The 13,446-nt window shown below is 68.9% G+C and carries 13 protein-coding genes; 12 read left to right on the top strand and 1 reads right to left on the bottom strand.

The annotated features are described in order from the left end of the window. Positions 1–39: 39 nt before the first annotated feature. The 12 genes from glyA to CHR28_RS24870 all read left to right on the top strand — a co-directional run bounded on the left by glyA (position 40) and on the right by CHR28_RS24870 (position 11,432). A complete protein-coding gene (glyA, locus tag CHR28_RS24925) occupies positions 40–1,278 on the top strand; it encodes a serine hydroxymethyltransferase (RefSeq protein ID WP_094055919.1) in 1,239 nt (412 codons plus the stop codon). Between the two features lie 129 nt (positions 1,279–1,407). Continuing rightward, positions 1,408–2,754, top strand: a complete 1,347-nt coding sequence (locus tag CHR28_RS24920; RefSeq protein ID WP_094055918.1) for an MraY family glycosyltransferase — start codon at positions 1,408–1,410, stop codon at positions 2,752–2,754. A gap of 298 nt (positions 2,755–3,052) precedes the next feature. Next, positions 3,053–3,490 (top strand): hypothetical protein, encoded by a 438-nt coding sequence (locus tag CHR28_RS24915; RefSeq protein ID WP_086852631.1) that lies wholly within the window; start codon positions 3,053–3,055, stop codon positions 3,488–3,490. A 273-nt stretch (positions 3,491–3,763) separates the two neighbouring features. Continuing rightward, positions 3,764–4,531 (top strand): F0F1 ATP synthase subunit A, encoded by a 768-nt coding sequence (gene atpB, locus CHR28_RS24910; RefSeq protein ID WP_094055975.1) that lies wholly within the window; start codon positions 3,764–3,766, stop codon positions 4,529–4,531. A gap of 78 nt (positions 4,532–4,609) precedes the next feature. Beyond that, positions 4,610–4,846, top strand: coding sequence for an ATP synthase subunit C (locus CHR28_RS24905; protein ID WP_010040161.1), 237 nt, complete (start codon positions 4,610–4,612; stop codon positions 4,844–4,846). 39 nt (positions 4,847–4,885) lie between these two features. After that, positions 4,886–5,434: a F0F1 ATP synthase subunit B gene (locus tag CHR28_RS24900; RefSeq protein ID WP_031117488.1), complete on the top strand. Its 549-nt coding sequence runs from the start codon at positions 4,886–4,888 to the stop codon at positions 5,432–5,434. After that, positions 5,431–6,246, top strand: coding sequence for a F0F1 ATP synthase subunit delta (locus tag CHR28_RS24895; protein WP_094055917.1), 816 nt, complete (start codon positions 5,431–5,433; stop codon positions 6,244–6,246). Before CHR28_RS24900 ends, CHR28_RS24895 begins: the two co-directional genes overlap by 4 nt. A gap of 124 nt (positions 6,247–6,370) precedes the next feature. Beyond that, the gene (gene atpA / locus CHR28_RS24890) at positions 6,371–7,960 is read left to right on the top strand and encodes a F0F1 ATP synthase subunit alpha (protein ID WP_094055916.1); all 1,590 of its coding nucleotides are present in this window, start codon (positions 6,371–6,373) and stop codon (positions 7,958–7,960) included. Positions 7,961–7,980: 20 nt separating this feature from the next. Further along, positions 7,981–8,895: a F0F1 ATP synthase subunit gamma gene (locus CHR28_RS24885; RefSeq protein ID WP_094055915.1), complete on the top strand. Its 915-nt coding sequence runs from the start codon at positions 7,981–7,983 to the stop codon at positions 8,893–8,895. Between the two features lie 3 nt (positions 8,896–8,898). After that, a complete protein-coding gene (gene atpD / locus CHR28_RS24880) occupies positions 8,899–10,347 on the top strand; it encodes a F0F1 ATP synthase subunit beta (protein ID WP_094055914.1) in 1,449 nt (482 codons plus the stop codon). 130 nt (positions 10,348–10,477) lie between these two features. Continuing rightward, positions 10,478–10,855 carry a F0F1 ATP synthase subunit epsilon gene (locus CHR28_RS24875; RefSeq protein ID WP_094055913.1) on the top strand — a complete coding sequence of 126 codons (378 nt, stop codon included), beginning with the start codon at positions 10,478–10,480 and terminating at the stop codon, positions 10,853–10,855. Positions 10,856–10,985: 130 nt separating this feature from the next. Further along, positions 10,986–11,432, top strand: a complete 447-nt coding sequence (locus CHR28_RS24870; RefSeq protein WP_094055912.1) for a DUF2550 domain-containing protein — start codon at positions 10,986–10,988, stop codon at positions 11,430–11,432. Positions 11,433–11,532: 100 nt separating this feature from the next. Here the strand turns inward: CHR28_RS24870 and CHR28_RS24865 are convergent, their stop codons facing one another. Then, on the bottom strand, positions 11,533–13,359 hold the full coding sequence (locus CHR28_RS24865) for a glycoside hydrolase family 18 chitinase (RefSeq protein WP_094055911.1): 1,827 nt from the start codon (positions 13,357–13,359) through the stop codon (positions 11,533–11,535). Positions 13,360–13,446 lie beyond the last annotated feature (87 nt).

Raw genomic sequence — 13,446 nt, 5'->3', positions numbered from 1 at the left:
ACATTGGTCGTACGTCACCGTCGACGCCCGGAGCCCACCATGACGGTCACCCCTGCCATCGAGGCCGACGTCCTGCGCCGCCAGGACCCCGAGCTCGCCGACGTCCTGCTCGGCGAGCGGGAGCGGCAGGCGACGACGCTGCAGCTGATCGCGGCCGAGAACTTCACCTCCCCGGCCGTGCTGGCCGCCCTCGGCTCACCGCTGGCCAACAAGTACGCCGAGGGCTACCCGGGCGCACGCCACCACGGCGGCTGCGAGATCGTGGACATCGCCGAGCGTCTGGCCGTGGACCGCGCCAGGGCCCTGTTCGGCGCCGATCACGCCAACGTCCAGTCCCACTCGGGCTCTTCGGCCGTGCTGGCCGCCTACGCCGCCCTGCTGCGTCCCGGGGACACCGTCCTCGCCCTGGGCCTGCCGCACGGCGGCCACCTCACGCACGGCTCCCCGGCGAACTTCTCCGGCCGCTGGTTCGACTTCGTCGGCTACGGCGTGGAGGCCGAGTCCGGGCTCGTCGACCACGAGCAGGTGCGCACCCTGGCCCGCACGCGCCGGCCCAAGGCGATCGTGTGCGGCTCCATCGCCTACCCCCGCCACTTCGACTACGCGTTCTTTCGCGAGGTCGCCGACGAGGTGGGCGCCTACCTCATCGCGGACGCCGCGCACCCCATGGGTCTGGTGGCCGGGGGAGCCGCGCCCAGCCCGGTGCCGTACGCGGACATCGTCTGCGGGACCACCCACAAGGTGCTGCGGGGCCCGCGCGGCGGCCTGATCCTGTGCCGGGCGGAACTGGCCGAGCGGGTCGACCGGGCCGTGTTCCCTTTCACACAGGGCGGCGCCCAGATGCACACCATCGCCGCCAAGGCCGTCGCGTTCGGCGAGGCGGCAACACCGGCGTTCGCCGCGTACGCCCATCAGGTGGTGGCGAATGCGCGGGTGCTGGCGGCCCGGCTGGCCGCCGAGGGCCTGACCGTCACCACCGGGGGGACGGACACCCACCTGATCACCGCCGACCCGGCCCCGCTCGGCGTCGACGGGCGCACCGGCCGGGGCCGGCTCGCCGCCGCCGGCCTGGTCCTGGACTGCTGCGCCCTGCCGCACGGCGACGTCCGGGGCCTGCGGCTCGGCACGGCCGCGATCACCACGCAGGGCATGGGCGAGGCGGAGATGGCCCGGATCGCCAAGCTGCTCGCCGGGGTCCTGCGGGGTGTGACGGAGCCCTCGCGAGCCCGTGAGGAAGTGCGGGAGCTGGCCGGCGCATTTCCGCCGTATCCCCGCTGAGCCCGGGTAAGCGCACCAGGGTGCACAGCCAGGCGTGCAACCATCGTCGCTACCCGGAAGTCCCCACCCATATGCGCGCATCGCTAGGGTGTGGAGCTGAGATGGCCAGCGAGACCTGTGGGGAAGCCCGTGCGTGAATACCTGCTGACGCTCTGCATCACGGCCGCGGTGACGTATCTGCTGACAGGGCCGGTGCGGAAGTTCGCGATCGTGGCCGGGGCGATGCCGGAGATCCGGGCCCGTGACGTGCACCGGGAACCCACTCCGCGGCTCGGCGGGATCGCCATGTTCTTCGGCCTGTGCGCGGGCCTGCTGGTCGCCGACCACCTGACGAACCTCAACCAGGTCTTCGAGACGTCGAACGAACCCCGGGCGCTGCTCTCCGGGGCGGCCCTGATCTGGCTGATCGGCGTCCTGGACGACAAGTTCGAGATCGACGCCCTGATCAAGCTGGGCGGCCAGATGATCGCCGCGGGCGTGATGGTCGTGCAGGGTCTGACGATCCTGTGGCTGCCGATCCCGGGCGTCGGCTCGGTGGCGCTCACCCAGTGGCAGGGCACCCTGCTCACGGTCGCGCTGGTCGTCATCACCATCAACGCGGTCAACTTCGTCGACGGCCTGGACGGTCTCGCGGCCGGCATGGTCTGCATCGCGGCCACCGCGTTCTTCCTGTACGCCTACCGCATCTGGTACTCGTACGGCATCGAGGCGGCCGCCCCGGCCACGCTGTTCTCGGCGATCCTGATGGGCATGTGCCTGGGCTTCCTGCCGCACAACATGCACCCGGCGCGGATCTTCATGGGCGACTCGGGCTCGATGCTGATCGGCCTGGTCCTGGCCGCCGGTGCGATCTCCGTCACCGGCCAGGTCGACCCGGACGCGCTCAACCTGTACGTCGGCTCCGAGAAGGAGGCCGTGCACCAGACGGTGCCCGTCTACATCCCGCTGCTGCTGCCGCTGACGATCATCGCGGTGCCGGCCGCCGACCTGATCCTGGCGATCGTGCGCCGCACCTGGCGCGGTCAGTCGCCGTTCGCCGCCGACCGCGGGCATCTGCACCACCGGCTGCTGGAGATCGGCCACTCGCACAGCCGCGCGGTGCTGATCATGTACTTCTGGTCCGCGCTCATCGCCTTCGGAGCGCTCGCCTACTCCGTCAACTCGGCGTCCATGTGGATCGTCCTCGGCGTGGTGTTCCTCAGCGCGATCGGCCTGGTCCTGCTGCTGTTGCCGCGCTTCACGCCGCGCACCCCGCGCTGGATGGAGCGGTTCGTGCCGCCGCGCTACCGGCGCCGCGGGGCGGTCGCCGCGGTGGCGCCGGAGGCCTCGGCCCCGGCGTCCGCGGGGGAGCACCCCGTCCCGGCCGGGGCCGAGAGCCGCACCCCCGTGGCGTCCGGCGTGGCCGGTGTCAACGGGGCGACCGCCCTGGGCACCCGGTCGCACCCGGCCGACCGGCGCAAGGCGGGGACAAGGTAAGAATCTGACGAGAGCATTGCCAAGTCGTGGGGTGCTGATGGGGGTGCGAAGCGCCCCAATACCAGACATCTCGGCGGTGTTCACGCTCAGACGCGCACATTCACTCTCATGTGTGACTGTCCGCACACCTCCAGGTAAAGACTGCATCAAATAGTTTGTGATACGGTTCACGAGAACCCCCCGGATAGAGCCGAAGGACCGCAGTGCGACGGTCCAGCGGTGTGAGGTCTCCACTCAGCCCGGGACTACGCTCGTCCATGACGACACCCCTGCCCCCTGCGAAAGCGGAGTTGCCGCCATGCCGTCCAATGACGCCCGGAACCTTCTGCAGTGCGCTGTGCCCACAGCCGCTGCCGGTGTGGTCGCGGCCGCCGTCAGTGGCGTGGTGGCCGGAGGCAAGGGAGCCGTCGGCGCCGCCGTCGGCGCGCTGCTGGCCATCCTCTTCATGGGGATCGGTCTCTACGTTCTCCAGTGGACGGCAAAAACGCTCCCGCAGTTGTTCCAGGCCATGGGGCTGATGCTCTATGTCGCCCAGCTGCTGCTTCTTCTGATCTTCGTCGCCCTCTTCAAGGACACCTCTCTCTTCAACGCGAAGGCGTTCGCCATCGGGCTCGTCGTCGCGACCGTCGTGTGGATGGCTGCGCAGGCTCGTGCGCACATGAAGGCCAAGATCTTCTACATCGACCCGGACTCCGAGAAGAGCGAGAAGCCCGAGAAGACCGGGTCGTCGTCGTGACGAGTAGGGGCGCGATAAAGGGCAGTAGGAACTCCTGCTATCGTCCGGTGCCAACTGCGGCATCGCGGGCGCGGGCATCTGAGCTGACGCCTGCTCGAACGCGAGGCTCGATGCCCCCCAGCCGCCCTCACATCCGTAACACCAGTCCGGTGCCGATCCGCGGCTGCGCGCCGCGCCGACACAACGAGGTTGCCGTACCTATGCGTCACACCGAAGGAGCCCGCGGTGAGTGCTGACCAGACCCAGCTCGCCTTCGACTGGAGCTGTCGGATCATGTCCGACGGGTGTGGTTTTCCGGCACCGGGCCTGCACTCGTTCCTCTTCAAGCCGATCGCCACGGTCGGGGGGTACGAGTTCAACAAGGTGATGCTGCTCGCCATCATCACCACGATCCTCGTCATCGGCTTCTTCTGGGCGGCCTTCGGCAAGGCCAAGGTGGTGCCCGGCAAGCTGCAGATGGTCGGTGAGGCCGGATACGACTTCGTCCGCCGCGGCATCGTCTACGAGACCCTCGGCAAGAAGGAGGGCGAGAAGTACGTCCCCCTGATGGTCTCGCTGTTCTTCTTCATCTGGATCATGAACATCTGGTCCGTGATCCCGCTGGCGCAGTTCCCGGTGTCGTCGGTCATCGCCTACCCGGCGGTCCTCGCCGCGGTCGTCTACGTGACCTGGGTCTCGCTGACCTTCAAGCGGCACGGCTTCGTCGGGTTCTTCAAGAACATCACCGGCTACGACAAGTCGCTCGGCCCGGTGCTGCCGCTCGTGATGATCATCGAGTTCTTCTCGAACCTGCTCGTCCGGCCGTTCACCCACGCCGTCCGGCTGTTCGCGAACATGTTCGCCGGTCACCTGATGCTGGTCATGTTCACCGTCGCCTCCTGGTACCTGCTCAACAGCTGGATGATCCCGGCGGCCGGTATCTCCTTCGTGATGACCATGGCCATGATCGTCTTCGAGCTTTTCGTGCAGGCCGTCCAGGCGTACGTCTTCGTACTCCTCGCCTGCACGTACATCCAGGGCGCTCTGGCCGAGCACCACTGAGCCCCTCCGCCCCCGCAAATCCCAGATACGTCCGGTGGCCAACCCCCGCCGGTCCGTGAAAGAGAAGGAAGATTCAGCATGGCTGCCACTGAGACCCTCGCCGCTGTCTCCGGTTCGCTCGGCTCCATCGGCTACGGCCTCTCCGCCATCGGCCCCGGCATCGGCGTCGGCATCATCTTCGGCAACGGCACCCAGGCCCTGGCCCGTCAGCCCGAGGCCGCCGGCCTGATCCGTGCCAACCAGATCCTGGGCTTCGCCTTCTGCGAGGCGCTCGCCCTCATCGGCATCGTTATGCCGTTCGTGTTCGGTCAGTAATTTCCTGCTCACCGACACGTTTCGACGAAAGGCACTGATGTGATCGCCAACCTGGTGCAGCTGGCGGCCGAGGAAGAGCAGAACCCGCTCGTTCCTCCGGGCCCCGAGCTGCTCGTCGGCACCATCGCCTTCGCCATCGTGTTCTTCTTCTTCTGGAAGAAGCTGCTTCCGAACATCAACAAGGTTCTGGAGGAGCGCCGCGCGGCGATCGAAGGCGGTATCGAAGAGGCCGAGACCATGAAGGTCGAGGCCCAGAGCGTCCTTGAGCAGTACAAGGCACAGCTCGCCGAGGCCCGGCACGAGGCCGCGCGTCTGCGCCAGGAGGCGCAGGAGCAGGGTGCCGCCCTCATCGCCGAGATGCGGGCCGAGGGCCAGCGGCAGCGCGAGGAGATCGTCGCCGCCGGTCACGCCCAGATCGAGGCCGACCGCAAGGCCGCCGCGTCCGCGCTGCGCCAGGACGTGGGCAAGCTCGCCACCGACCTGGCCGGCAAGCTCGTCGGCGAGTCCCTCGAGGACCACGCCCGCCAGAGCCGCGTGATCGACCGCTTCCTCGACGAGCTCGAGGAGAAGGCCGAGGCCGGCCGATGAACGGAGCGAGCCGCGAGGCCCTGGCAGCCGCACGAGAGCGTCTCGACGCGCTGACGGACTCCACGTCCGTCGACGCGGGCTCGCTCGCCGACGAGCTGGCCGCCGTCACCGCGCTGCTCGACCGCGAGGTGTCGCTGCGTCGGGTCCTCACCGACCCGGCGCAGGCCGGCGAGGCCAAGGCCGAGCTGGCCCGGCGTCTGCTCGGCACCCAGGTCAGCGGCCCGGCCGCGGACCTGGTGGCCGGCATGGTGCGCTCCCGCTGGTCGCAGTCGCGCGACCTGGTGGACGCGCTGGAGGAGCTGGCCAACACCGCCGACCTCACCGCCGCGCAGCAGGCCGGCAAGCTCGACGACGTCGAGGACGAGCTGTTCCGGTTCGGCCGGATCGTCTCCGGCAGCACCGAGCTGCGTGCCGCGCTGACCGACCGCAAGGCCACGGCCTCCGCCAAGGGCGGGCTGCTGCGCAGCCTGCTGGGCGGCCGGGCCCAGCCGGCCACCGAGCGTCTGGTGACGCGCCTTGTGACCGCGCCGCGGGGACGTAGCCTGGAGGCGGGACTGGAGTCCCTGTCCAAGCTCGCCGCCGACCGGCGGGACCGCATGGTCGCCACCGTGACCTCGGCGGTGCCGCTGAGCGACCCGCAGAAGCAGCGCCTGGGTGCCGCCCTCGCGAAGCTCTACGGCCGCACGATGCACCTCAACCTGGACGTGGACCCCGAGGTCCTCGGCGGAATCCGGGTGCAGGTCGGCGACGAGGTCATCAACGGCTCCCTCGCGGACCGCATCGAGGACGCCAGCCGCCGGCTCGCCGGCTGAGCAGCAACTCAATAGGCACAACGTACTTACGACGGCCCTGGTTGGGCCGTGCAGAAGAATCCTGGGGGTCGCCCCCAGACCCCCTAAGAAACTTCGGGCCCAACAAGGAGAGCAGGGAACCCAGATGGCGGAGCTCACGATCCGGCCGGAGGAGATCCGGGACGCGCTGGAGAACTTCGTCCAGGCGTACAAGCCGGACGCGGCCTCGCGCGAGGAGGTCGGTACGGTCACCTTTGCCGGCGACGGCATCGCGAAGGTCGAGGGCCTGCCCTCGACCATGGCCAACGAGCTGCTGAAGTTCGAGGACGGCACCCTCGGCCTCGCCCTCAACCTCGAGGAGCGCGAGATCGGTGCCATCGTCCTCGGCGAGTTCAGCGGCGTCGAGGAGGGACAGCCGGTCTCCCGCACCGGTGAGGTTCTCTCCGTCGCGGTGGGCGAGGGCTACCTCGGCCGCGTGGTGGACCCCCTCGGCAACCCGATCGACGGCCTCGGCGAGATCGCGACCGAAGACCGTCGCGCCCTGGAGCTGCAGGCCCCGGGCGTCATGGTCCGCAAGTCGGTGCACGAGCCGATGGAGACGGGCTACAAGGCCGTCGACGCGATGACCCCGATCGGCCGCGGCCAGCGCCAGCTGATCATCGGTGACCGCCAGACCGGCAAGACCGCCCTGGCCGTCGACACGATCATCAACCAGCGCGACAACTGGCGCACGGGCGACCCGAACAAGCAGGTCCGCTGCATCTACGTCGCCATCGGCCAGAAGGGCTCCACGATCGCCGGTGTGCGCGGCGCTCTGGAGGAGGCCGGCGCGCTGGAGTACACGACCATCGTCGCCGCCCCGGCGTCCGACCCGGCCGGCTTCAAGTACCTGGCGCCCTACACCGGTTCGGCCATCGGCCAGCACTGGATGTACCAGGGCAAGCACGTCCTGATCATCTTCGACGACCTGTCGAAGCAGGCCGACGCCTACCGCGCCGTGTCGCTGCTGCTGCGCCGCCCGCCGGGCCGTGAGGCCTACCCGGGTGACGTCTTCTACCTGCACTCCCGTCTGCTGGAGCGCTGCGCCAAGCTCTCCGACGAGATGGGCGCGGGTTCGATGACCGGTCTGCCGATCGTCGAGACCAAGGCCAACGACGTCTCGGCGTTCATCCCGACCAACGTCATCTCCATCACCGACGGCCAGTGCTTCCTGGAGTCGGACCTGTTCAACGCCGGTCAGCGCCCCGCGCTGAACGTCGGTATCTCCGTCTCCCGAGTCGGTGGTTCCGCGCAGCACAAGGCGATGAAGCAGGTCTCCGGCCGTCTGCGCGTGGACCTCGCCCAGTTCCGTGAGCTGGAGGCGTTCGCCGCCTTCGGTTCCGACCTGGACGCCGCGTCGAAGGCGCAGCTGGAGCGTGGTCAGCGCATGGTCGAGCTGCTGAAGCAGCCGCAGTACCAGCCGATGGCCACCGAGGACCAGGTCGTCTCCGTCTGGGCCGGCACCACCGGCAAGATGGACGACGTCCCCGTCGCCGACATCCGCCGCTTCGAGAAGGAGCTGCTGGACTACCTGCACCGCAAGGAGCAGGGCCTGATGACCTCCATCCGTGAGGGCGGCAAGATGTCCGACGACACCCTGCAGGCCGTCGCCGATGCCATCACGGAGTTCAAGAAGCAGTTCGAGACCTCCGACGGCAAGCTGCTCGGCGAGGACGCCCCGGCTGCCGGCAAGTGACGACGGAAGGGACCTGACTCATGGGAGCCCAGCTCCGGGTCTACAAGCGTCGCATCCGATCCGTCACCGCGACCAAGAAGATCACCAAGGCGATGGAGATGATCGCCGCCTCGCGCGTCGTCAAGGCGCAGCGCAAGGTGGCGGCCTCCACCCCGTACGCGACCGAGCTCACCCGGGCGGTCACGGCGGTCGCCACCGGTAGCAACACCAAGCACCCGCTGACGACCGAGCCGGAGAACCCGACCCGCGCCGCGGTCCTGCTCCTCACGAGCGACCGCGGTCTGGCCGGCGCCTTCAACTCCAACGCCATCAAGGCCGCGGAGAAGCTCACGGCGAAGCTGGAGGCCGAGGGCAAGGAGGTCGTCAACTTCATCGTCGGCCGCCGTGGTGTCGCCCACTACAACTTCCGCGAGCGCAAGATCGCGGAGTCGTTCACGGGCTTCACCGACGACCCGTCGTACGCGGACGCCAAGAAGGTCGCGGCACCGCTGATCGAGGCCATCGAGACGGAGACGGCCGAGGGCGGCGTGGACGAGCTCCACATCGTCTACACCGAGTTCGTGTCGATGATGACGCAGACGGCGATCGAGGCGCGGCTGCTGCCGCTCAGCCTCGAAGAGGTCGAGGCGGAGGCCAAGCCCAAGGGCGAGATCCTCCCGCTGTTCGACTTCGAGCCCTCGGCGGAGGACGTCCTGGACGCCCTGCTGCCGCGTTACGTGGAGAGCCGCATCTACAACGCGCTGCTCCAGTCGGCCGCCTCCAAGCACGCCGCCACGCGGCGCGCGATGAAGTCGGCCACCGACAACGCCGGCGAGCTCATCGAGACGCTCACCCGGCTTGCCAACCAGGCCCGCCAGGCCGAAATCACCCAGGAAATCAGCGAGATCGTCGGTGGCGCCAGTGCCCTGGCCGACGCGACCGCGGGGAGTGACTGACAAATGACCACCACTGTTGAGCCGACCGCTCCTGCTGGCGTGGCCACTGGCCGCGTCGCGCGGGTCATCGGCCCGGTCGTCGACGTGGAGTTCCCCGTCGACGCGATGCCGGAGATCTACAACGCCCTGCACGTCGAGGTCGCCGACCCGGCGCTCGCGGGCGAGAAGAAGACGCTGACCCTGGAGGTCGCGCAGCACCTGGGCGACGGCCTGGTCCGCGCGATCTCGATGCAGCCCACCGACGGCCTGGTCCGCCAGGCCCCGGTGACCGACACCGGCGCGGGTATCTCCGTCCCCGTCGGCGACTTCACCAAGGGCAAGGTGTTCAACACCCTCGGTGAGGTGCTGAACAGCGACGAGGTCCACACGGGCGAGCGCTGGCCCATCCACCGCAAGGCCCCCGCGTTCGACCAGCTCGAGTCGAAGACCGAGATGTTCGAGACGGGCCTGAAGGTCGTCGACCTGCTCACCCCGTACGTCAAGGGCGGCAAGATCGGTCTGTTCGGTGGCGCCGGTGTCGGCAAGACCGTGCTGATCCAGGAAATGATCATGCGTGTCGCCAACCTCCACGAGGGCGTCTCCGTCTTCGCGGGCGTCGGCGAGCGCACCCGGGAGGGCAACGACCTCATCGCGGAGATGGAAGAGTCCGGCGTTCTGGACAAGACCGCCCTGGTCTTCGGCCAGATGGACGAGCCCCCGGGCACCCGTCTGCGCGTGGCCCTGGCCGGCCTGACGATGGCGGAGTACTTCCGTGACGTCCAGAAGCAGGACGTGCTGTTCTTCATCGACAACATCTTCCGCTTCACCCAGGCCGGTTCCGAGGTGTCGACCCTGCTCGGCCGTATGCCCTCCGCGGTGGGCTACCAGCCGAACCTGGCCGACGAGATGGGCATCCTCCAGGAGCGCATCACCTCGACCCGTGGTCACTCGATCACCTCGATGCAGGCGATCTACGTCCCCGCGGACGACCTGACCGACCCGGCCCCGGCCACCACCTTCGCCCACCTCGACGCGACGACGGTGCTGTCCCGTCCGATCTCCGAGAAGGGCATCTACCCGGCCGTGGACCCGCTGGACTCGACGTCCCGCATCCTCGACCCGCGGTACATCTCGGCGGACCACTACAACGCCGCGATGCGCGTGAAGAACATCCTGCAGAAGTACAAGGACCTGCAGGACATCATCGCGATCCTCGGTATCGACGAGCTCGGCGAGGAGGACAAGCTCGTCGTCCACCGTGCCCGTCGCGTGGAGCGCTTCCTGTCCCAGAACACCCACGCCGCCAAGCAGTTCACCGGCGTGGACGGTTCGGACGTGCCGCTGGACGAGTCGATCGCCGCGTTCAACGCGATCTGCGACGGCGAGTACGACCACTTCCCGGAGCAGGCGTTCTTCATGTGCGGTGGTCTCGAGGACCTGAAGAAGAACGCGAAGGAGCTCGGCGTCTCCTGAGCCTCGTGCTCATCGTGAGCCTCGTGCTCACGGCGGAGGGGGCGGGGAACGTCCCGCCCCCTTCGTCACGCCCCTTAGACTTGTAACCAACACCCGGCACTCCCGCCGGGTGGTGACCCGAGGAGCCACCTTGGCTGCTGAGCTGCACGTCGCGCTGGTCGCGGCCGACCGTGAGGTCTGGTCCGGCCAGGCCACCCTGGTCGTCGCGCGCACCACGTCCGGCGACATCGGCGTCATGCCCGGTCACCAGCCGCTGCTCGGTGTGCTGGAGTCGGGCCCGGTGACCATCCGCACGAGCGACGGCGGGACGGTCGTCGCCGCGGTGCACGGCGGTTTCATCTCGTTCGCCGACGACAAGCTCTCGCTGCTGGCGGAAGTCGCCGAGCTGTCGGACGAGATCGACGTCCAGCGCGCGGAGCGGGAGCTGGAGCGCGCGAAGGCGGAGGACGACGCGGAGGCCCAGCGCCGCGCGGACGTCCGTCTGCGGGCTGCGACGGCGGCGCGCTGACACTGCCCGCCGTGTGAAGTCGTCACTCAGCCGCGGCTGGGTACCGGAGAGATCCGGACCCGGCCGCGGCTGAGGTGGATGTGGGTGTTTTTTACGTTCCGTTACCTAGGAGACGAGGAGGTCGGTGTCGATGGTCCTCGCTCTGACTGTGTGCGGAATCGTGGTGGCCCTCGTGGTGGTGGGCCTGTTCGTCTTCGGGCTGCGCCGCCGGCTGATCCAGCGTTCGGGCGGCACGTTCGACGCCAGCCTGCGCTGGGACGTCCCCGAGCAGGGCGACGCGAACGGCAAGGGCTGGGCGTACGGGGTGGCCCGGTACAACGGCGACCGCGTCGAGTGGTTCCGTGTCTTCTCGTACTCGCCGCGTCCGCGCCGTGTTCTGGAGCGGTCCGCGATCGAGGTGGCCGGCCGCCGGGTCCCGGAGGGCGAGGAGGAGCTGGCGCTCCTCTCCGACCATGTGATCCTGGCCTGTCTGCACCGGGGCACGCGCCTGGAGCTCGCCATGAGCGAAGACGCGCTGACCGGTTTCCTCGCGTGGCTTGAGGCAGCCCCGCCCGGACAGCGGGTGAACGTGGCGTAGCCACGTTCACCCGCTGGGTGGGGGTCCCCCCAGACGAAGTCTGGGGGAGCGTCAATGTCGCTTAGGGCCTTTGGCCCTTAGAACCTTTCTTTGAAGCGGTCTACTTCAGGCCGCTGTCGATGGCGGCCGCCAGTTCTCCGTTCGCGGTGTCGCCGCTGAACTCCCAGAAGAACGCGCCGCCGAGGCCCTGGTTCTTGGCCCAGGTCATCTTGCCCGCGATGGTCGCCGGGGTGTCGTAGGACCACCAGTTGCTGCCGCAGTGGGCGTACGCCGTGCCGCCGATGGTGCCGGTGGCGGGGCAGGAGCTCTTGAGGATCTTGTAGTCCTCGATGCCCGCCTCGTAGGTGCCGGGCGCGGGGCCGGTCGCGGTGCCGCCGGGGGCGGCCTGGGTGACACCGGTCCAGCCGCGGCCGTAGAAGCCGATGCCGAGCAGGAGCTTGCTCGCCGGAACGCCCTTGGCCTTGAGCTTGGCGATGGCGGCCGCGGAGTTGAAGCCGTCCTTCGGGATGCCGCTGTACGAGGTCAGCGGGGAGTGCGGGGCCGTCGGACCGGTCTTGTCCCAGGCGCCGAAGTAGTCGTACGTCATCACGTTGTACCAGTCGAGGTACTGCGCGGCGCCGCCGTAGTCGGCCGCGTCGATCTTGCCGCCGGAGGAGCCGTCCGCGGTGATGGCGGCCGTGATCAGGTAGTTCTGGCCGAACTCGTTGCGCAGGGCCTGGGAGAGGTTCTTGAAGGCCGCCGGACCGGACGTGTCGCAGGTCAGACCGCAGGCGTTCGGGTACTCCCAGTCGATGTCGATGCCGTCGAAGACGTCGGCCCAGCGCGGGTCCTCCACGACGGCCTTGCAGGACTTGGCGAACGCGGCCGCGTTCTGTGCCGCCTGGCCGAAGCCGCCGGAGTAGGTCCAGCCGCCGAAGGAGTACAGCACCTTGATGTGCGGGTACTTGGCCTTCAGCTGGCGCAGCTGGTTGAAGTTGCCGCGCAGCGGCTGGTCCCAGGTGTCGGCGGTGCCGCTGACGGACTGGTCGGCCGTGTAGGCCTTGTCGTAGGCGGCGTAGGTGTCGTCGACGGTGCACTGACCGTTCTTGACGTTGCCGAACGCGTAGTTGATGTGGGTGATCTTCGACGCGGTGCCCGACGTCACCAGGTTCTTGACGTGGTAGTTGCGGCCGTAGACGCCCCACTCGGTGAAGTAGCCGAGCTTGACCTTGTCGCCGGTGGGCGGGGGCTCGGTGGTGCCGCCGGTGGTGCGGACGCGGACGGAGCCGCTGACCGGGCCGGTCTGGTCGGCGGTGTCCCGCGCCTGCACGGCGTAGGAGTAGTCCGTGCCCTTGGTCAGGCCGGTGTCCGTGTACGAGGTCGTCGTCACGGTGGCGACCTTGGCGCCGTCGCGCAGGACGTCGTAGTTCTTGACGCCCTTGTCGTCGGTGGCGGCGGACCAGGTCAGCTTCACCGAGGTGTCGGTGATGCCGGACGCGGTCGGGGTGCCGGGGGCGCTCGGCGCGCTGTCGCCGGGCTCGGTGGTGCCGCCGTCACAGCTGCCGCCGTTGAGCTTGCAGTTGGCGGGGGAGCCGGAGCCGGAACCGTTGAAACCGAAGGTGACGGAGGCCCCGGGGGCGAGGGTGCCGTTCCAGGACTTGTTCTTCGCGGTCCAGTGGGTGCCGGAGGAGGTGACGTCGGCGTCCCAGGCGGAGGTGACGGAGGTACCGGAGGGGAAGTCCCACTCGACGGTCCAGGAGCTGAGGGTCGTGGTGCCCGTGTTCTTGACCGTCCACTTGCCCTCGAAGCCGGAGCCCCAGTCCTGGGTCTTGGCGTAGGTCGCGGTGGCGGACGCCGCTGCCTGGGCCGGGCTCGCCAGGCCGACGAGGCCGGCGAAGGGGAGCAACAGGGTCGCGAACCCTGCCGCGGCTCTGTGTCTGAAGCGCATGCTGCGCCTCCTTGATGGAGTTGTGGGGGGCGTGACTGAGCCTCACGCCACACATGGTGCGGTGAGAATAGAAAGGTCTGGACCACC

Source organism: Streptomyces sp. XY006 (assembly GCF_002237655.1).
Classification (GTDB): Bacteria; Actinomycetota; Actinomycetes; order Streptomycetales; family Streptomycetaceae; genus Streptomyces; species Streptomyces levis.
This window is presented reverse-complemented; position numbering and strand designations above follow the sequence as displayed.

Bases quoted from the DNA above. Each gene is read 5' to 3' on its own strand.
- glyA (WP_094055919.1), top strand. From the start codon at position 40: ATGACGGTCACCCCTGCCATCGAGGCCGACGTCCTGCGCCGCCAGGAC.
- CHR28_RS24915 (WP_086852631.1), top strand. From the start codon at position 3,053: ATGCCGTCCAATGACGCCCGGAACCTTCTGCAGTGCGCTGTGCCCACA.
- atpB (WP_094055975.1), top strand. From the start codon at position 3,764: ATGTCCGACGGGTGTGGTTTTCCGGCACCGGGCCTGCACTCGTTCCTC.
- CHR28_RS24905 (WP_010040161.1), top strand. From the start codon at position 4,610: ATGGCTGCCACTGAGACCCTCGCCGCTGTCTCCGGTTCGCTCGGCTCC.
- CHR28_RS24895 (WP_094055917.1), top strand. From the start codon at position 5,431: ATGAACGGAGCGAGCCGCGAGGCCCTGGCAGCCGCACGAGAGCGTCTC.
- atpA (WP_094055916.1), top strand. From the start codon at position 6,371: ATGGCGGAGCTCACGATCCGGCCGGAGGAGATCCGGGACGCGCTGGAG.
- CHR28_RS24885 (WP_094055915.1), top strand. From the start codon at position 7,981: ATGGGAGCCCAGCTCCGGGTCTACAAGCGTCGCATCCGATCCGTCACC.
- atpD (WP_094055914.1), top strand. From the start codon at position 8,899: ATGACCACCACTGTTGAGCCGACCGCTCCTGCTGGCGTGGCCACTGGC.
- CHR28_RS24870 (WP_094055912.1), top strand. From the start codon at position 10,986: ATGGTCCTCGCTCTGACTGTGTGCGGAATCGTGGTGGCCCTCGTGGTG.
- CHR28_RS24865 (WP_094055911.1), bottom strand. From the start codon at position 13,359: ATGCGCTTCAGACACAGAGCCGCGGCAGGGTTCGCGACCCTGTTGCTC.